Origin of the sequence: Nocardia huaxiensis (assembly GCF_013744875.1) — a bacterium.
GTDB lineage: Bacteria > Actinomycetota > Actinomycetes > Mycobacteriales > Mycobacteriaceae > Nocardia > Nocardia huaxiensis.
On the sequence record NZ_CP059399.1, the window covers coordinates 4,603,860 to 4,621,063 of the forward strand.

The 17,204-nt window shown below is 67.1% G+C and carries 18 protein-coding genes; 10 read left to right on the top strand and 8 right to left on the bottom strand.

Annotated elements, in window-relative coordinates; translation table 11 throughout:
- Positions 1-7 precede the first annotated feature (7 nt).
- Together H0264_RS20735 and H0264_RS20740 are read right to left on the bottom strand one after the other, a co-directional pair.
- On the bottom strand, positions 8-1,804 hold the full coding sequence (locus H0264_RS20735) for an AMP-dependent synthetase/ligase (protein ID WP_244975892.1): 1,797 nt from the start codon (positions 1,802-1,804) through the stop codon (positions 8-10).
- 83 nt (positions 1,805-1,887) lie between these two features.
- Positions 1,888-3,438 (bottom strand): amino acid permease, encoded by a 1,551-nt coding sequence (locus H0264_RS20740; protein ID WP_181579079.1) that lies wholly within the window; start codon positions 3,436-3,438, stop codon positions 1,888-1,890.
- A 227-nt stretch (positions 3,439-3,665) separates the two neighbouring features.
- Between H0264_RS20740 and glnA the strand changes: the two genes are divergently transcribed.
- Complete coding sequence (gene glnA, locus H0264_RS20745; protein ID WP_181579080.1) at positions 3,666-5,102, top strand: type I glutamate--ammonia ligase; 1,437 nt, start codon at positions 3,666-3,668, stop codon at positions 5,100-5,102.
- On the opposite strand, the gene H0264_RS20750 is transcribed toward glnA, so the two are convergent.
- A complete protein-coding gene (locus H0264_RS20750) occupies positions 5,103-5,921 on the bottom strand; it encodes an alpha/beta fold hydrolase (RefSeq protein ID WP_181579081.1) in 819 nt (272 codons plus the stop codon).
- A gap of 105 nt (positions 5,922-6,026) precedes the next feature.
- Here H0264_RS20750 and H0264_RS20755 point away from each other — a divergent pair, with 105 nt between their 5' ends.
- Complete coding sequence (locus tag H0264_RS20755; protein ID WP_244975893.1) at positions 6,027-6,851, top strand: helix-turn-helix domain-containing protein; 825 nt, start codon at positions 6,027-6,029, stop codon at positions 6,849-6,851.
- A 33-nt stretch (positions 6,852-6,884) separates the two neighbouring features.
- Here H0264_RS20755 and H0264_RS20760 read toward each other — a convergent pair whose 3' ends face one another.
- The gene (locus H0264_RS20760; protein WP_181579082.1) at positions 6,885-7,091 is read right to left on the bottom strand and encodes a hypothetical protein; all 207 of its coding nucleotides are present in this window, start codon (positions 7,089-7,091) and stop codon (positions 6,885-6,887) included.
- A 136-nt stretch (positions 7,092-7,227) separates the two neighbouring features.
- On the opposite strand from H0264_RS20760, the gene H0264_RS20765 reads away from it, so the two are divergent.
- The 3 genes from H0264_RS20765 to H0264_RS20775 all read left to right on the top strand — a co-directional run bounded on the left by H0264_RS20765 (position 7,228) and on the right by H0264_RS20775 (position 10,455).
- On the top strand, positions 7,228-8,124 hold the full coding sequence (locus H0264_RS20765) for a bile acid:sodium symporter family protein (RefSeq protein WP_244975894.1): 897 nt from the start codon (positions 7,228-7,230) through the stop codon (positions 8,122-8,124).
- A gap of 57 nt (positions 8,125-8,181) precedes the next feature.
- Complete coding sequence (locus H0264_RS20770; RefSeq protein ID WP_181579083.1) at positions 8,182-8,541, top strand: nuclear transport factor 2 family protein; 360 nt, start codon at positions 8,182-8,184, stop codon at positions 8,539-8,541.
- Between the two features lie 153 nt (positions 8,542-8,694).
- A complete protein-coding gene (locus H0264_RS20775; protein ID WP_181579084.1) occupies positions 8,695-10,455 on the top strand; it encodes a hypothetical protein in 1,761 nt (586 codons plus the stop codon).
- On the opposite strand, the gene H0264_RS20780 is transcribed toward H0264_RS20775, so the two are convergent.
- Positions 10,429-10,845 (bottom strand): MerR family transcriptional regulator, encoded by a 417-nt coding sequence (locus tag H0264_RS20780; RefSeq protein ID WP_181579085.1) that lies wholly within the window; start codon positions 10,843-10,845, stop codon positions 10,429-10,431. The two genes, H0264_RS20775 and H0264_RS20780, sit on opposite strands and share 27 nt — an antisense overlap.
- Positions 10,846-10,903: 58 nt before the next feature.
- Here H0264_RS20780 and H0264_RS20785 point away from each other — a divergent pair, with 58 nt between their 5' ends.
- Positions 10,904-12,094: an MFS transporter gene (locus H0264_RS20785; protein WP_181579086.1), complete on the top strand. Its 1,191-nt coding sequence runs from the start codon at positions 10,904-10,906 to the stop codon at positions 12,092-12,094.
- A gap of 22 nt (positions 12,095-12,116) precedes the next feature.
- A complete protein-coding gene (locus H0264_RS20790; RefSeq protein WP_181579087.1) occupies positions 12,117-12,479 on the top strand; it encodes an arsenate reductase family protein in 363 nt (120 codons plus the stop codon).
- Between the two features lie 16 nt (positions 12,480-12,495).
- On the opposite strand, the gene H0264_RS20795 is transcribed toward H0264_RS20790, so the two are convergent.
- On the bottom strand, positions 12,496-12,951 hold the full coding sequence (locus H0264_RS20795) for a nitroreductase family deazaflavin-dependent oxidoreductase (protein WP_181579088.1): 456 nt from the start codon (positions 12,949-12,951) through the stop codon (positions 12,496-12,498).
- A gap of 125 nt (positions 12,952-13,076) precedes the next feature.
- Between H0264_RS20795 and H0264_RS20800 the strand changes: the two genes are divergently transcribed.
- A complete protein-coding gene (locus H0264_RS20800; protein WP_181579089.1) occupies positions 13,077-13,766 on the top strand; it encodes a TetR/AcrR family transcriptional regulator in 690 nt (229 codons plus the stop codon).
- Here the strand turns inward: H0264_RS20800 and H0264_RS20805 are convergent.
- Together H0264_RS20805 and H0264_RS20810 are read right to left on the bottom strand one after the other, a co-directional pair.
- Positions 13,763-14,116 (bottom strand): DUF4873 domain-containing protein, encoded by a 354-nt coding sequence (locus H0264_RS20805; RefSeq protein WP_231085924.1) that lies wholly within the window; start codon positions 14,114-14,116, stop codon positions 13,763-13,765. The two genes, H0264_RS20800 and H0264_RS20805, sit on opposite strands and share 4 nt — an antisense overlap.
- Positions 14,113-15,012: an AurF N-oxygenase family protein gene (locus H0264_RS20810; protein WP_181579090.1), complete on the bottom strand. Its 900-nt coding sequence runs from the start codon at positions 15,010-15,012 to the stop codon at positions 14,113-14,115. The genes H0264_RS20805 and H0264_RS20810 overlap by 4 nt, the downstream gene beginning before the upstream one ends.
- Positions 15,013-15,101: 89 nt before the next feature.
- Here H0264_RS20810 and H0264_RS20815 point away from each other — a divergent pair, with 89 nt between their 5' ends.
- Both H0264_RS20815 and H0264_RS20820 read left to right on the top strand, forming a co-directional pair.
- On the top strand, positions 15,102-15,818 hold the full coding sequence (locus H0264_RS20815; RefSeq protein WP_420831980.1) for a TetR/AcrR family transcriptional regulator: 717 nt from the start codon (positions 15,102-15,104) through the stop codon (positions 15,816-15,818).
- Positions 15,819-15,927: 109 nt separating this feature from the next.
- Complete coding sequence (locus tag H0264_RS20820) at positions 15,928-17,199, top strand: hypothetical protein (protein ID WP_181579091.1); 1,272 nt, start codon at positions 15,928-15,930, stop codon at positions 17,197-17,199.
- The last annotated feature ends 5 nt before the right edge of the window (positions 17,200-17,204 follow it).

A 17,204-nucleotide genomic window follows, 5' to 3' on the forward strand; every position in this document is an offset into this window, starting at 1 on the left:
TCTCCTACTACACGTACAGCTCGTCGATGGTAGCCGCATAGGCGGTTGCTATCGGTTTGCGCCTCAGTTTGCCGGTTGCCGTCAGGCATTCGCTACCCGGAGTCCACACTTCCGGCAGAATTGTGAACTTCTTGATCTGTTCCACCCGGGAGAGCTTGGAATTCGCCAGATCGATGCCCTCCTGCACGGCCTGCAGGACGACCGGGTCGGCGGCCAGCCCGGCCAGGCTCCGATCCGATAGCTGGTGGCGCTCGGCGAAGGCCGCGGCGAGATCGGGATCCAGGCAGATGAGGGCGGTGTTGTAATGCCGGCCCTCTCCGATGGCCACCACGACGCCGGCCAGCGGGCAGCTCTCGGTGATGGTGTTCTCGATGTTCGTGGGCGACATGTTCTTGCCGGCCGCGCTGATGATCAGCTCTTTCTTGCGGTCGACGATCTTCAGGAAGCCCTCGGAGTCGAGTTCGCCGATATCGCCGGTGTGCAGCCAGCCGTCTTCGTCGATGGTCTCGGCGGTCTTCTCCGGGGCGTTGCGGTAGCCGCGCATGAGCATGCGGCCGCGAATGAGCACCTCGCCGTCGTCGGCGATCTTCACCTCGGTGCCCGGGACGGCCGTGCCCACCGTGCCGATCTTGATGCGCTCGGGGCGGCTCACGGTCGCTGCGGCGGTGCACTCGGTCATGCCGTAGCCCTCGCACAGCGGCAGGCCCAAGCCGAGGAAGAACTCGTGGGTGTCGCGGGGGATCGGCGCGGAACCGGTGACCGCGATGCGCACCTGGTCCAGCCCCAGACGGCCCCGGATGGTGGACAGCACCAGGCGATCGGCGAGCCGGAACTGCGCCGCCTGGAGCACGTTCTGGGTGCGGCCGTCCGAGACCGCGCGGGCGCGGGCGCGGCCGACGCCGATCGCCCAGTGCGCCAGGGCGCGCCGGATGGGGCTGGGTTCGGCGGAGAGCTTCTCCTCCAGTGCCGCTTTGACTTTCACCCACACGCGCGGAACGCCCAGGAAGACGGTCGGGCGCACCTCGATGAGGGCCTCGGCGACCTTCTTCAGATCCGGCACGGTGGTGATCTGCCCGCCGGTGAGCAGCGAAAGATAGTGCGCGAACCAGCGATTGGCGGCGTGCGCGTCGGGCAGGTAGGAGACCACCTTGTCCTCGGGGCCGCCGCCACCGAATTCCTCGACCACGCGGGCGTTCTCGATGAAATTGGTGTGCGTGAGCTCGACACCCTTGGGCGGGCCGGTGGTGCCGGAGGTGTAGACGATGGTGAGCAGATCCTCGGGATCGACCGCGCGCCAGACCTTGTCGAAGTCGAAGCCCTCGGCCGGGCGGGCGGCCACGTCCGACAGCGCGATGGTGCCCTCCGGCGCGCCGTCCACGCAGATCACGTGCTCGACGGTAATGCCCTGCGCGGCAGCCTTTTCCACGGCCGCCAGCACCTGGGGCGCGAACTGCTCCTCACAGATGACGGCCTTGTTGCCCGCATTGCCGAACTGGTAGACCAGCAGATCCACCGGGTTGGTGTTGTACACCGAGAACGGGGTGGCGCCGGTGTGCAGGACGGCGGTGTCGCAGATATGGAACTCGGGGCGATTGGTCATCATGAGCGCGACCGTGTCGCCGTGCCCGATGCCGAGCGAGGCCAGGCCGGTGGCCAGATCGCGCACCCGCTGCCCGTATTCCTGCCAGGTGATCGTCACCGTGCCGCCCAGTGTGCGCAGGGCGACCTCGCGCGGGAATCGTGCCACTTTGTCCTGGAACGCCTCGCACAGAGTGCGCGGTCCCACCGCCGTTGTAGAACTCACAGCTACAGCACACCGCACAAAGGCGGCTCCAGGACAGTGTCAATCACGAAGACATCGGACTGCGGGTTTGTGCATCTGACCAATCACGCGGTGACGGGGGTATCGGCCGCCGGGGGCTCGCCGACGGTGCGCCTGGGCCCGGTGAACCAGCGGCGCGCCGAGACGAACCACCAGATCGTGATCGCGCCCACCACGCCCACCAGCGTGATCGGGGCGTAATTGACTGTGGTCCAGGTGAATTCGTCGTTCCACGGATAGCCGCGATCATCGGTCGGGAGGATGAACAGCAGGCTGATCAGCACGATCCAGAGCAGTGCGACCATGCCGATCGGGCGATACCAGCGGCCCAGCTGCCAAGGGCCGGTGCGGAATCGGCTGCCGTGCAGTTGGCGCAGCAGGATCGGGATGCCGTAGGCGATGTACAGGCCGATGGTGGCCACCGAGGTCGCGGCGGCGTACGCGGTCGGCGCGTTCTCGGCCGGCACCAGCATCGACGGAATCAGCAGGACGAAGGCGAAGAACGAGATGAACAGCACCGCGTGCACCGGGACCTTGCGGGCCGAGAGTTTCCGCCACAGCGCCGAACCCGGCACCGCGCCGTCGCGCGAGAAGGCGAACAGCATGCGCGAGGCCGAGGTGACCGAGGCGTACCCGCAGAACAGCTGGGCGATGGCGGCAATGATCAGCAGCAGGCCGGACCAGAAGGAATTCAGCGAATTCTCCAGGATGTAGATCACCGGGTAGCCGCTGTTCTTCGCGGGGTCCAGGGCGTCGTCCAGATTCGGGATCGCGAAGGTGACCGCCAGGATGAGCAGATAACCCGCGACCGCCGAGACGATGATCGTATTGATGATCCCCTTGGCCGCCATGCGGGAGGCGTCGTGCGTTTCCTCCGACATATGCGCCGAGGCGTCGTAGCCGGTGAAGGTGTACTGCGCGTGCAACAGGCCGAGCAGGAAACTGAAAGCGACGCCGCCGAATCCGACCGCGCTGTTGTCCACCGTCTCGGTGAAGACGAATCCGACGCTCTGATGATGATTCGCGCCGATGCCCAGCACCAGCACGAAGACGGCCACACCGCCCACATGCCACCAGGCGGAAATATTGTTGATCACCGCCGACAGGTGCGGGCCGATCGCATTCAGGACGGCGTGCAGGACGAGAATGGCTGCGAACACCAGAAAGATTGCGGTGCGGTCGGTTCCGATGTCGATGCCGATCACATTCAGCACCACGGTGGTGAAAATCGCCGCGCCGTAGTCGATGGCGGCGGTGACCGCGATCTGGCCGATCAGATTGAACCAGCCGGTGAACCAGCCCCAGACCGGGCCGCCCAGTTCCGCGGCCCACCAGTAGAGGCCGCCGGAAGTCGGGTAGGCCGAGGCCAGTTCGGCCATGGCCAGGCCCACGAACAACACCATGATCGAGACCAGTGGCCAGCCCCACGCCATGGTGATGGGCCCGCCGTTGGCCAAGCCGATGCCGTAGCTGGCGAGCCCGCCGGTCAGGATCGAGACAATGGTGAAGCTGATGGCGAAATTGGAGAAGCCCGACCAGGATCGGGCCAATTCTTGTTTGTAGCCGAGTTCGGCCAGGCGGCGTTCGTCGTCGGATCGGGGCTGTGTATCGGTCATGCGTCGCTCCCGCGTGAAAACGCTGCCCTCACACAGCGTTTGCCAGGAGATCAGTGTGAAGTACGGCTCGGTCAACCGTGCGGCGAACTGGCAATGATCTTGGTAGACAACGCGATTCGCAATCTTTCCGGTCGATGATCGGCGTATCGTGTTAGCACGACGAGGACCGCCGGATCCCGACCGGGCCGTCCGATCGGGTAGTGGCGCGGGCGTGCGAGGAGCCAGCGGTGATCACACCGACTACCAGCGGAGTTCTGGACTACATCAGAGCAGAGGGCATCGAATACGTCGACATCCGCTTCTGCGATGTCCCCGGTATTCAGCAACATTTTTCCGTTCCGGCCACCATGTTCGGTGACGATCTCGTGGACAACGGCATCGCCTTCGACGGTTCGTCGGTGCGCGGCTTCCAGGCCATCCACGAATCCGACATGCTGCTGCTGCCGGATCTGAACACCTGCCGGGTGGATCCCTTCCGCGCGGCCAAAACCCTCAATATCAACTGTTTCGTGCACGACCCGCACACCCGCGAGGCCTACAGCCGCGACCCTCGCAATGTGGCGCGCAAGGCCGAGGAATACCTGCGCAGCACCGCCATCGCCGACACCGCGTACTTCGGCCCCGAAGCCGAGTTCTACATCTTCGACGCGGTCCGCTACGACACCAGCATGAATCGCGCCTTCTACGAAGTGGATTCGGACTCCGCGGACTGGAACACCGGCGCGAAACGCAACGCCGACGGCACCCGCAACCGCGGCTACAAGGTCCGCCCCAAAGGCGGCTATTTCCCGGTGGCCCCCTACGACGCCGAAGTCGACCTGCGCGACACCATGTGCACGCATCTCCAGCACGCGGGCTTCGAACTGGAAAAGGGCCACCACGAGGTGGGCACCGCCGGGCAGGCCGAAATCAACTACAAATTCAACACCCTGCTGTCGGCCGCGGATGATCTCCAGCTCTACAAATACATCATCAAGAACACCGCCTGGGCCAATGGCAAAACCGTCACTTTCATGCCCAAGCCCCTCTTCGGCGACAACGGTTCGGGAATGCACGTCCACCAGTCGCTCTGGAAGGACGGTTCACCCCTGTTCTACGACGAGCAGGGCTACGCGGGCCTGTCGGACCTGGCTCGCCACTACATCGGCGGCCTCCTCCACCACGCGCCCTCCCTGCTGGCCTTCACCAACCCCACGGTGAACTCCTACAAGCGCCTCGTCCCGGGCTTCGAAGCCCCCGTGAATCTCGTCTACAGCCAACGGAACCGCTCCGCGGCCGTCCGAATCCCCGTGACAGGCACCAACCCCCACGCCAAGCGTCTCGAATTCCGTTGCCCCGACAGCTCCGGCAACCCGTACCTCTCCTTCGCCGCCATGATGATGGCCGGCCTCGACGGCATCACCAACAAGATCGAACCCGCCCTCCCCATAGACAAGGACCTCTACGAGTTGACCCCGGAGGAATCCGCCGAGGTCACCCAAACCCCGCCCAGCCTGGAAGCCGTCATCAACCGGCTGGAAGCCGACCACGACTACCTGACCCAGGGCGGCGTCTTCACCGAAGACCTCCTCGAAACCTGGATCCGTCTCAAGCGCGACACCGAGATAGCCGAAATCAACGCCCGCCCTCACCCCTACGAATTCGACCTCTACTTCGACGTGTGACTATTCGAGTGCGCGGGTGAGGCTCAGGGCGAGCGCATCGCAGTCCTCGAGCATTGCGATGTGCCCGACTCCGCGGAGGTATTCCAGCGTGGCGCCCGGCACCGTCGCGTACTGGTGCGCCGACTCCGGGTCCCAGCGCGGGTCGGAGTCTCCGAAGATCACGTGGACGGGCTTTCCGGCGTCGATGAGGCGCTGCGGCACCGACCGGGTGGATATGTAGTTGATGTTGGCGGCGAGAATCGCACGGAAAGCTCGGTAGGAGGTCCTGCGCATGTCGGCGACCACCTCGTCGGGCACCGTGATCGGGGCCGCCGCGGTCGCCGCCAGTCCGCGGCGGATCATCGAGCCGGTACGGATCGGCCAGATGAGCGGCCCGATCGGCGGCGCGGCGAACGCCCGGATGATGGCCGGTTCGGGGAGCAGGGCCGCAAGGCTGGGCCCGGTGCTGACCAGGATCAATGTGTCGACCAGGTCGGGGCGACGCTCCACGAGGGCGGTGCCGACATAGCCTCCGCTGGAGTGACCGACGACGTTCGGATTTCGGATGCCGAGCTCGTCCAATACGGCGGCTATCCGATCCGCCTGCTGCGCAACGTCATACGTCGAGACCGGCTCGGACCGGCCGCATCCGGGAAGGTCGATCGTGATCACCCGATGATCCCTGGCCAGCGCCGGCACCACCCCCGCCCAGGAGGAACCGGTCGCGCCCGAGCCGTGGATGAGCAACAGCGGCTGCGCCGCCGGGTTCCCGTCGAGGACGATGTGCAACCCGCGCACTGTCGTCGAGCGTCGGGCCTGCGCTGGAGTCGATTTGGTCATACTCGACAGCGTTGTCGCAGGCCGTCACGCCGTATTGGACGAATGTCACGCCTCGGCTCCGCTCGCCCGCCCGCCGATGCCCGGAACACGGTCTAACCTGGGTGCATGACCGCGACCGACCAATTGGATTGGAGCCGGGTGGATGTCGTGGTTCCGGTCCGGCGACCGGCTGCGGGAGTCTGGATGGCGGGTTTCCGATACCACAGCAGTGCCTCGGTCGACATCACGATGATTCCGCACCCGATGGTGACGCTCCTGTTCGATCTCAGCGAGCAGATAGTCGTCTATGACCGGCTCGGGCGCTCGGTCACCGGTGACACGATCGTCGGCCTCGATGCGGGCGGTGTGCGCGTCGCGGGCGCGGGCGCCGGCGACATCCTGCAGATCCGCGTGTCTCCTGTTGTCGCCGCGGCGATTCTGTGTGACACCGACATCATCGGCGGGACCGTGACACCGCTGCGGGAACTGTGGGGCAGCTCCGCTGCCGCCCTGACCGAGCGGCTGCGCGCGACGCCGTCCTGGGACGATCGGTTCGCCCTCGCCGCAGAGTTCCTGCGCGGCCGGGTAACCCGCAGATTCGGCGTCGCGCCCGAGATCGCGTACGCCTGGAATCAGACCGTCCGCACCCGGGGGCTGCTCCGCGTCGAGGACCTCGCCGTGGAGACCGGCTGGACGCGCCAGCGCCTGTGGTCTCGCTTCCGGACTCATCTCGGAGTTTCGCCGAAGCGCGCGAGCGAACTCGTACGCTTCGATCATGCCGCCCATCTCCTTGCGGCCGGGCGCCCGCCCGCGGAAGTGGCCGCCGAGGCCGGCTACGCCGACCAATCCCATCTGCACCGTCGAATCAAGTCGATCGTCGATCTGACCCCCAACGGGGTGGCCAAAGCGTCATGGCTTGCGATCGACGAAGTCGCCTGGCCGGCAATCTGATTCCCGCGGACCAGCGAACACGAGCCGGTTCGGTCAAACCGTTCCGCTCGGCGCCGGCAACGCCCCGATCGCACGTATCGCCGCCGCGGTCTCCCGCTGGGCTTCCGCCTGAGCGAGGGCGGCGTGCGCCTGCGCCTGCGCGATCACGTTCCGTCGCTCCGCTTCGCTGACTTCCTCTGCGGCGGTGAGCTCCGCGAGCAGCGCCTCGGCCCGCTGCTTGTGGGTGGTGTAGTCGTCCATCGGGCGATTCTCGCATCCTTCTCGCGGTTCGAGACATCGGCCGGCCGATGGAGCGCGGTCCATCCGCTGTCCGGACTGGCGAGGGTGTGGGGCAACCGATAACGTCGAAATGCTGTGTCCGGCACAGGTGTTCGAGGTGAGGGAGATCTACGTGGGTTCGATGTTCACGGTGTTCATACCGTTGGCGCTTGCTGTGGTGATGTTCGGGCTCGGACTGACCTTGACGGTGGGGGATTTCGCCCGGGTGCTGCGCTATCCGAAGGCGGTGGTGATCGCGCTGCTGTGCCAGATGGTGCTGCTTCCGGTGATCTGTTTCGGGCTCATTCACCTGTTCGGGCTCGACGGCGTACTGGCGGTCGGGATGATGCTGCTGGTCGCGGCGCCCGGCGGGCCTTCGGCAAACCTGTTCAGCCACATCGCCGGTGGTGACGTGGCGCTCAATATCTCGCTGACCGCGATCAATTCGATCCTGGCCATGTTCACCCTGCCGTTGGTCGTGGCGTTGGCCTATGACCAATTCCTCGATGGGGAAGCCAATCTCGGGTTGCGTCCGGACAAATTCATCCAGGTGTTCGCGATCGTGCTGGTGCCCGCCGCGATCGGCATGTGGGTGCATCGGCGATTCACCGACTGGTCCGAACGCATGCGCGGCAAGGTGAAGATCGCGTCGATGGTGGTGCTGGCCGTGGTCGTGGCGGGTGCGATCGCGAAACAGATCGATACTTTCACCGACAATATCGGCAAGCTGGCGGCCATCTCCCTGCTGCTGTCCACGCTCAGTTTCGCCATCGGCTACTACGTTCCCCGGCTGTTCGCCATCGACCCGCGCCAGGCTGTCGCGTCGGCGATGGAAATCGGAATCCACAACGGGGCCATCGCGATCGCGGTGGCGACCTCGGTGCTGCACAACGACGACATGGCGGTGCCGGGTGCGACATACGGTGTGCTGATGAACATTCCGGCGGTGGCCGCCGCCTACCTGCTGGGTCGTCAGCTCCGGCGATCCACGCCGGAGCCCGCACCGATCGCCTGACGGAGCATTACCCGACGCGTAATCGACTCTGCGCGGTGCCTCGAGGAAACTCGAGACATGAGCGAATACGAGAGCATCGCACAGCGGTACATCGACAGCTGGAACGAGAAGGACGCGGGTAAACGGCGGGCATTGATCGACGAGTTGTACACGGCGGACGTGGTATTCACCGATCCGCTGGTGGATCTGGTCGGGACCGATGCCCTCGATGGAATGGTCGCGGGAGCCCAGGAGCAGTTCGCGGGACTGGAATTCGGGCTCGGGCCGGTGGACGGGCATCACGATATCGCGCGGTTCACCTGGACCCTCGGTGCGCCCGGGGCCGACGAACCCATTGTGGTCGGGTTCGATGTGATCACCTTGGTGGACGGACGGATCGGGCGCGTGCAGGGATTCCTGGACAAGGTCCCGGGCTGAGTGAAGTGGATTGTGCGGCAAGGCAGGTCGTGCACAGTGCACGAACGGTCATGTCGCAAGGATTCAAACTATGACCTTCCCCTCACTGCCCGCGAAGGGTGGGCAGGTCGCCATACGATCCAGGGTTGGCGTATGTAGGAAGGCGAATTGCCCATGGATCGAAACGCGTTCGTCCACGTGATGAACGAGGCGAGCGGCATGCTCGAGGCGGGGGACGCGGCAGGAGCTCTGGCGCGATTGACCGCCTTCGATGATGCGCTGGGGGAGCAGCCTGATCCACAGGACTACGGGTGGATCGTGTCGTATCGGTTCCGATCCGCTTTCGGGGCGGGGGATTACGCGCAGGCGCTGCATATCGCGGAGAACGGGCCGGCCCGATTCGCGGCCGACATTCCGTCGGGCAGCATGGCGACGATGTACTCCATGGCGGTCGAGGCCGCCACCCAGCTCGGGCGGGCCGAATCGGCGGTTGCCATGGCGGACAAGTGCATCGCGCTGCGGCGGCAGGTCGGGACGCACGACGAAGTCCTGATGGGGGCCATGACGGCCTGCACGCTGCTGGGGGACCTCGAACGATTCGATCTCGCCACGCGGTACGCGCTGCTGCTCATCGCCGAGGGCGAGGGGGCCGAGAAATACCGGGCCTACGGGTATTACGCGCTGTGCGCCGCGCTCGAGCACAAGGTCGGGGACGGGGTGTTCGCCACACTGTGGAGTGGGCGGGACTGGCTCGGGAGCGTCGACAATGAATTCGCCCGGGAGGCACGGGCTTACCTCGACAACTCGCTGACGGTCCGGGACCTGCTCGCACAGCAGCAGCCCGCGGCCGGGGCCCAGTTCCCGCCTCCGGCCGGGGCAGCGGGCGGGCTGCCGCTACCCCCGCCGACGAGTCCTGCCGCTGGAGGTGTGCCGCTACCTCCGCCGGGTGGTCCCGCCACAGGAGGGGTGCCCCTACCTCCGCCGATGGGACAGGGGGACAGCGGAATTCCGCTGCTGCCGCCGAATCCTGGTGGCAGCGCACCGATTTCGCTGCCGCCGCCCGGACCGGCCAGCGTCCCGATACCCCTGCCGCCGCCGGATGGTGTGGCCGCGGTGCCACTACCTCCGCCGCCCGCGCAACCGAATCCGTTCGGGGGGCCGGTGCCCGGGCTGGAGCCCGCGGATCCGCCCGCGCCGCAACCGTTTCCCATGGACGCGCCGACGCAGTACCTGCCTGTTTCCGGAACCTTCACCGTGCCTGCGGATCTCGAATCGCAGCCGGCTCCCCGGGAGGCGCTGCTCGACGCACTGCACGGGGCCGGGCACGGCACGAATCTCGTGCACGGGCAGCCGCCCGCGGATCAGTGCGCGGGCGGGGAGACCGCGGACGCCTTGCTGGCGGCGGGACGGCCCGGGGTGGCCGCGGCCGCGTACCGGGCGCTCATCGATGAAGCCATCGACAGCGGACATCCGGATCTACTGATCATGGGCAAAGCCGTGCTGGGCCTCATGATGGCGCTCATCTTCGACAATCGCGTCGGTGAGGCGCATGCCGTGTGGATCGATGAGAGCGGGGCCACCGCCATCGGAATCCAGGCGCTCGAGCACGGACAGACCTCGGTGCACGATCTGCACGGGTACCGGCTGCTCGAGGCGTATTTCCATGCGCTGGCGGTCACCGATCGCGACAGTGCGCTGCACGCGGTGAACACGATCATGAACTCGTGTGTGGACTACGCGTTCGAACGCGAGCGCGAGGTCGTGCCGGGGATGATCAACAACTGGCGGCGGCACCTGTACGAACTGTTCGACGACAACCCGCCTCCGGACATCTTCGGTCCGGTCGAGGCCGCGGAAGCCCGCTGGGGGCAACCGGTTCCGCTGGGACCGCTGTACTGGTCGCGCCCCTCACCATGGGTCGTCGACTGGCTGTGAACCGGCCACGCCGGGCCCGCGCGAGCGGCGGTCGGCCGCCAGCACCGTCTCCAGGTAGGCGGCGATGGCGTCGCGATTGCGGATCATCACCTCGATGTGGCCGGTCATCCGATCGCGTTCGCGTTCCAGGGTTTCGATCATCTCCGGTGTCGGATCGGCGAAGTGGATGACCCGGGGTGTGTTCAGGCAGGGCAGGATCTTCCTGATGATGCGGGTGGGCAGGCCCGCATCGAGCAGCCCCCGGATCTGCGCCACGCGATCGACCAGCGCTTCGTCATAGGACCGGTAGCCGTTGCCGCAGCGACTGGAGACGATCAGACCCTGTTCCTCGTAGTAGCGCAGCAGCCGAGGCGTGGTGCCGCTGCGTTTGGCCAGCTCTCCGATGCGCATATGAGGTACCTCACGAGACTTGACCTTCACACTGGTGTGAGGGTTCGAGCATTCGTGCATGATCAATCGCACTGCCGAGCAGAACATTCCGGACCGAACCGAAAACCCTCCGCGACTACCGATCTCACCGCTGCTGGCGCTGGGCACGGCGGCCTTCCTGACCGTGCTCACCGAGGCGCTGCCCGCGGGCGTGCTACCGGGAATGAGCGCCGATCTGCGCGTCGGCGAGGCCGCGACCGGACAGCTCGTCACCGTCTACGCGATCGGCACCGCGCTGTCGGCGATTCCGCTGCTGGCCGCGACGGCGGGCTGGCGGCGCAAACGCCTGCTGCTCGCCGGGATGAGCGGATTCCTGGTGGCGAACACCGTGACCGCGATGTCGACCGTGTTCACCGTGACCCTGGTCGCGCGGTTGCTGGCTGGTATCGCCGCCGGCGTGGTGTGGGCGCTGCTGGCCGGCTACGCGCGGCGCATGGTGCCGGAATCATTGCAGGGCAGGGCCATTGCCATGGTGATGGCGGGCATTCCGCTCGCGCTGTCGCTGGGCATTCCGGCCGGCACTTTCCTGGGCGAGGCCCTGAACTGGCAGGTCACCTTCGGCCTGATGTCGATCCTGGCGGTGGTGCTCATCGGATGGATGGTGGCCGCGGTGCCCGACTTCCCGGGACAGGCGTCGGCGACCGGCCTGCCGATCGCCGCGACCGCGGCCCGGCCGGGCGTGGCGGTGATCCTGTTCGTGACGCTGACTTTCGTTCTCGCGCACAATATTCTGTACACCTACATCGCCACCTTCCTCGCCGAGGTCGGCCTGCACGGCCAGGTCGGAGCCGTCCTGCTGGTGTTCGGCATCGCGTCGATGGCGAGCATCTGGTTCACCGGTGTCCACATCGACCGCCGGCTGCGCGGATTGATCATCGCCGCAACGGTTCTCGTCGCCGTGGCGGCGGCGATCCTCGCATTCCGCTCCGGCAGTGCGCCTCTCGTGTACGTCGCAGCGGCGCTGTGGGGTCTGGGCTGGGGTGGCGTGCCGACCCTGCTGCAGACCGCGGCCGCCAAAACCGGTGGGGACGTGGCCGATACCGCGCAGGCCATGCTGGTGACGCTGTGGAATGTCGCCATGGCCGGCGGCGGGGTGGCCGGTGGTGCGCTGCTGGACGCGTTCGGCCCCCGCGTCTTCCCCTGGGCGGTGCTGGCACTGCTCGCCCCGACGGCCCTGGCGATCGGCGTGGCGCGCACCGCCTGGCGCTGAGGGCGGCACCTAGACTGGCGGCATGGCAGAGGTCGAGATCTGGCACAACCCGAAATGCTCGAAGAGCCGCGCCGCCAAGTCGGTGCTCGACGACACCGGCGCCGAGTACACCGAGCGCCGCTATCTCGACAATCCGCCCAGCGCCGCCGAAATCCGGGATGTGCTGGGCAAACTCGGGCTCGAGCCGTGGGATATCACCCGCACCGCGGAGGCCGAGGCCAAGGAGCTCGGCGTCTCCGGGTGGGGGCGCACGGCCGCTGATCGGAACCGCTGGATCGAGGCGCTCGCCGCGCATCCGCGACTGATCCAGCGGCCCATCGTGTTCACCGCGGACGGGCGGGCCATTCTCGCCCGCGACGAGGACGCCCTCGGCGAACTGCGCTGAGGCCCTGCCGCGGCTCTCACGCGATCCGGAATACCGGGAAACCCGGTGCGATATCGGCCAATTCGGCGTCGGTGGCGTTCTTGGTGATGCCCTCGAAGAACTGGCCCACCTCCCAGCCCCAGCGCTTCAGGTACTCGCGCAGCACCGGGGTCTTGTCGGCATCGGCCACCTCGACGGCGGTGAACGGTTCGGCCTTGCGGCCCAGGCGCAGTTCACCGGCGCCGGCGACGCGCAGGTTCTTCACCCACTGGGTCTGCCCGCGCGGGGCCACCAGGTAGCGGGTGCCGTCCTCGGTGACCATCAGGTTGACCATGGTGGTGCGCCATTCGCCGCTCTTGCGTCCGCGCACGGCCAGCAGGCGCGAGCCCATGATGCTGATGCCGAGCTTGGGCAGCATATTGAAGAAGCGGTTCATCAGCGGCTCGATGCCCTTCGGGGCGATGTAGCGGGTGGCGGCGGTGTGCTGGTCCATGAGGCTTTCCTTCCCTTCGAGAGCGGTGCTCTCTGTTGAGATCAGTGTGCACCCATATCCGGTGCTCAGTCAAGAGCAGTGCTCTCGAAAAGTTTCGACGCTCTCGAATGTGGCAGACTGTTCCCATGAGCGTCGCCAAGACCGCCCGCGAACGGGCCCGCGCCGAGATCACCCGGGAGATCACCGATGCCGCGCGCCGGCAACTCGCCGAGAGCGGCGCGGCCGCCCTGTCGCTGCGCGCCATCGCCCGTGAGATGGGCATGGTGTCCTCGGCCATCTACCGGTACTTCCCGAGCCGCGACGAACTGCTGACCGCGCTCATCATCGAGGCGTACGACGCCATCGGCGCGGCGGTCGAAAAGGGCGTCGCCACTGCCGAGAATCCCCGCGCGCGATGGCGTGGGGCGGCGAATGCGGTGCGCGCGTGGGCGATCGCGCATCCCCATGAATACGCGCTGCTGTACGGCTCGCCGGTGCCGGGCTATCGCGCGCCGGAGGCCACCATCGCGCCCGCCTCCCGCGTGCCGATCGCGGTGCTGGGCGCGGTCCATCGGGCGTGGGAGAGTGGAACTCTCGCCGAGCACGGCGACACCCTCGACCCGGAACTGGCCGCGCAGGCGGCCGGGATCGCCGCGCAGTTCGCGCCCGGCCTGCCGGAGGCCGTCGTGGTCCGGACGGTGATCGCCTGGACGCAGGTGTTCGGCGCGGTGAGCTTCGAGCTCACCGGCCAGTACGCCAACACCCTGGACCCGGCCGGGCCGCTGTTCGACTACAGCGTGAACGCCATGGCCGACCTCATCGGTCTGCGGGATTAGCCGGTAGCGCTGGGCTCCAAGGGAAATGGCGGCGCGCCGATCCCGACGATGCGCAGATCACCCCACGGATCGCGCTCCTGGAGCACGCCCGCGGTGGGATGTCCGCCGGGCACGGTGAGGAACACCTGCCCGCGCCCCGGCTCGGGCAGCTCCGCACCGTCGGTCGTGGAAACTCGCCCGTACCAATGGAATCGGCCGTCGATGGGATCCAGGTGGCCGTTCAGACGCACGGCCACGAGCACCTCGCAGCCCGGCGCGTCCAGCATGGCCGGACCCGAATACTCCGGCGCCGGTTCGGGTTCCGGCGCCGCCGCATCGTCGTAGCGGAACTTGCGGCGCCCGCGCCTCACAGCAGCCCCTGCCGCCGCCAGATGCGCTTGCCCATCGGCCCGATCAAGCCCTGCTTGTCCAGGAACGCACCGAGATTCGCCGCGCCGAGCCCCAGTGCACGCCGGGAATGCGGGTTGGCCCGTGCGGCCCGGCGTGCGGCCCGGCCGTCCTCGAGGCCCGCGCGAACATACATGTGCCAGTTCGTCATCAGATGCACGAACAGCGGCGCGGCGATCGCGACACACAGTTTCGTATACGCCAGTTCGGATTTCGACATCTCCGGCACCCGCCGCGCCAGCGCGTCCCGCGCGAAACCGATGTGCCGCGCCTCCTCGGTGACATGAATCCGCATGGCGCGCGCCACGATCGGCTGCAATTCCGGATCATCGAGGGTGCGCCGCTGAATGGCGTCGAAGATCTCCTCGCCGACCAGCGCGCCCACCCACACCATGGGCCCGCGCAGGAACTGCTGCAGTGAGCTGATCACCAGCCGCTCATAGCGATTGGGCCAGTACGGCCGCGCCTCGATGCGCTCGATGAGCCGCCCGAACATCATCATGTGCCGGCATTCGTCACCCATTTCGGTGAGCGTGTAGTGCGAATGCCGCGAGGTGGGATCACCGGCCATGAGCTCGCGCAACAGCAGCCGATTGAGCAGATTCTCGAACCAGATGCCCACCGACAGCACATTCGCGAGCTCCTGCCGGGACAGTTCCCGGCGCTGCTCGGCGGTCATGGCCTCCCAGAGGTCCGTGCCGTACAGCGACACCACCTCGGGCGGCAGAAAGAGTTTCTCCGGATCCAGCGGTGCGTCCCAGTCCAGATCGACCACCGGGTCGTAGGACTTCTTGACCGATCCGGTCAGCAAACGCTGCGCGAAGGATTCGCGGGGGAGCAGTGTGGCCTCGTCGCCCATGACGGCTCCTGTCTCAAATAACTGATACAAGGCGTTACACTCAGATTAGTGGTACATGCTGTATCGGTCAACGGGAAATGAGTATCGTGATGCGAGTGACCGGAACCAGCTCGAGACGACAATCCACGGCCGCCGACGGCCGGAGCACTCGCTGGAACGGCCACAAGGCCCAGCGTCGCGTCGCCATGCTCGACGCCGCCCTCGCCGTGATCGAGGACAACGGCATCGAGATCTCCGTGCAGCAGATCGCCGACCGCCTGCACGTGCCCCGCCCCGTCGTCTACCGCCACTTCGACGGCCGCGCCGACCTCGACGAGCAGATCCGCCGCCACATTCTGGATTCGCTACTGGCCGAACTGCTTCCGCGCCTGCGACCCGACGGCACCGTCCGCGATGCGGTGCGCGGCGCGGTCGGCACCTATGTGAGCTGGGTCGAGCAGCATCCGAACCTGCACCGCTTCCTGACCGCCGCCGCACCCCAGGGCGAATCCTCGAATGTGCTCGCCGGCGCCCGGGATCGCATCGGCGGCCAGCTGGCCGACACCTTCGCCGACACCCTGGCCCGCTTCGGCATCGACCGGAACCGCGCCCGCCCTATGGCTTTCGGCACGGTCGGCTTCGTCGACGGCGTCGTCAACAGCTGGCGCGCCGCGCCCACCCTCACCTCCGAACAGGTCGAGGGCATCCTCACCGAATCAGTGCTCTCCCTGCTCGAGGGCAATGCCCGCAGCCTCGACGTGCCACTGACCCGCGACACCCTCGTCGCCGAGGTCTTCGACCGCGCCCAGGCCCAGCGCATCAGCTGACCGCAGCGCCGGTCATGCGCGCGGCCGGGCCGATGTGGCCTTGCCCGCACTGTCCCCGCGAATCCGGTGTGCGGCATACGATCCGGGTCAGTACCAGGGGAGGGGCACGATGACCGAGGATCATGGCGAATTCGTCGCCCTCATGCGGGACACGACCCGCATGCTGCAGGGCGGGGACTTCCGCGAGGCGCTGGCGCGGGTCACCGCCTACGACGAATCGCTCACCGCGCCACCGGATCCCGCGAACTACGGCTGGATCGCCTACTACCGCTTCCGCGCGGCCTTCGAATCCGGTGACCACGCGCAGGCGCTGCGGCTGATCGAACACGGACCACGCTTCCCCGCGGAGTATCCCGGCGACGTCTACGGAACCATGTGCTCGGAGGCGGTCCAATCGGCGGTCGAGCTCGGGAAACCGGATACGGCCGTGGAATTCGCGGAACGGTGCCTGGCCTACCGGCGGGCCAACGGCACGCACCGGGAGGTGCTCATGACCGCCATGAGCGCGAGCACGCTGCTCTGGCGCATCGAACGCCACGACCTCGCGCTGCCCTACGCCAGGCTCCTCATCGACGAGGGCGCGGGTTTCGACCAATACCGGGCGCACGGGTATTTCATTCTCTCCAGGGCGCATCAGCACGGTATCGACGACGACTCGGTGTTCGAGACCCTGTGGGCGGGCCGCGACTGGCTCGGCGGCTGCGGGCAGGCCGTGGCGCTCGCGGTGCGCAAGTATCTCGACTCCACCGTGGAAGCCGTTGAACGACTCACTGATTCGGTATCGCTCACGGGGGCCGCTCAGCCCCCCGCCGCACAGTGCACCGCCGGGGAGGCAGCCGACGCGCTGCTGGCCGAGCGCCGGCTCTACGACGCCGAGTCCGCCTACCGCGCCCTGCTGGACGAGGCGCTGGCCGACCCGGCTCCGCATCCGCTGATCCTGGCCAAAGCGATGCTGGGCCTGCTCATGTCGCTCATCATGAACGACCGGGCGGATGTGGCGTACCGCATCTGGTCCGGCGCGGAACAAGCCTTCGCGCCGGCTGTGGCGGCCCTCGAACGAGGGCAGGTCGGCGAGCACGACCGAATTGCCTACGCGCTGGTCGGGGCATTTTTCCAAGCGGGTCGGCCGGGTGATCGGGACCGCGCCGGGCAGGCGGTCGACGGCCTCATGACGCACTGTCTGGACTACGCCCGCCGCGCCGCGCCGGGCATCGTGCCCCGCATGATCAACAATTGGCGTCGCTGTCTGACCCAAGTCTTCGACGGCACTCCGCCGCCTCGTGCGCGGGAACGGCTCGAGGCGGCGGAACAGCTTTGGGGACAACCGATTCCGGAGGACAACCTGCTCTGGCTGCAACCGTCGGCCTGGATCGCCGAATAGCCCGC

Bases quoted from the DNA above. Each gene is read 5' to 3' on its own strand.
- H0264_RS20740 (WP_181579079.1), bottom strand. From the start codon at position 3,438: ATGACCGATACACAGCCCCGATCCGACGACGAACGCCGCCTGGCCGAA.
- H0264_RS20750 (WP_181579081.1), bottom strand. From the start codon at position 5,921: ATGACCAAATCGACTCCAGCGCAGGCCCGACGCTCGACGACAGTGCGC.
- H0264_RS20755 (WP_244975893.1), top strand. From the start codon at position 6,027: ATGACCGCGACCGACCAATTGGATTGGAGCCGGGTGGATGTCGTGGTT.
- H0264_RS20760 (WP_181579082.1), bottom strand. From the start codon at position 7,091: ATGGACGACTACACCACCCACAAGCAGCGGGCCGAGGCGCTGCTCGCG.
- H0264_RS20770 (WP_181579083.1), top strand. From the start codon at position 8,182: ATGAGCGAATACGAGAGCATCGCACAGCGGTACATCGACAGCTGGAAC.
- H0264_RS20775 (WP_181579084.1), top strand. From the start codon at position 8,695: ATGGATCGAAACGCGTTCGTCCACGTGATGAACGAGGCGAGCGGCATG.
- H0264_RS20780 (WP_181579085.1), bottom strand. From the start codon at position 10,845: ATGCGCATCGGAGAGCTGGCCAAACGCAGCGGCACCACGCCTCGGCTG.
- H0264_RS20785 (WP_181579086.1), top strand. From the start codon at position 10,904: ATGATCAATCGCACTGCCGAGCAGAACATTCCGGACCGAACCGAAAAC.
- H0264_RS20790 (WP_181579087.1), top strand. From the start codon at position 12,117: ATGGCAGAGGTCGAGATCTGGCACAACCCGAAATGCTCGAAGAGCCGC.
- H0264_RS20795 (WP_181579088.1), bottom strand. From the start codon at position 12,951: ATGGACCAGCACACCGCCGCCACCCGCTACATCGCCCCGAAGGGCATC.
- H0264_RS20800 (WP_181579089.1), top strand. From the start codon at position 13,077: ATGAGCGTCGCCAAGACCGCCCGCGAACGGGCCCGCGCCGAGATCACC.
- H0264_RS20810 (WP_181579090.1), bottom strand. From the start codon at position 15,012: ATGGGCGACGAGGCCACACTGCTCCCCCGCGAATCCTTCGCGCAGCGT.
- H0264_RS20815 (WP_420831980.1), top strand. From the start codon at position 15,102: ATGCGAGTGACCGGAACCAGCTCGAGACGACAATCCACGGCCGCCGAC.
- H0264_RS20820 (WP_181579091.1), top strand. From the start codon at position 15,928: ATGACCGAGGATCATGGCGAATTCGTCGCCCTCATGCGGGACACGACC.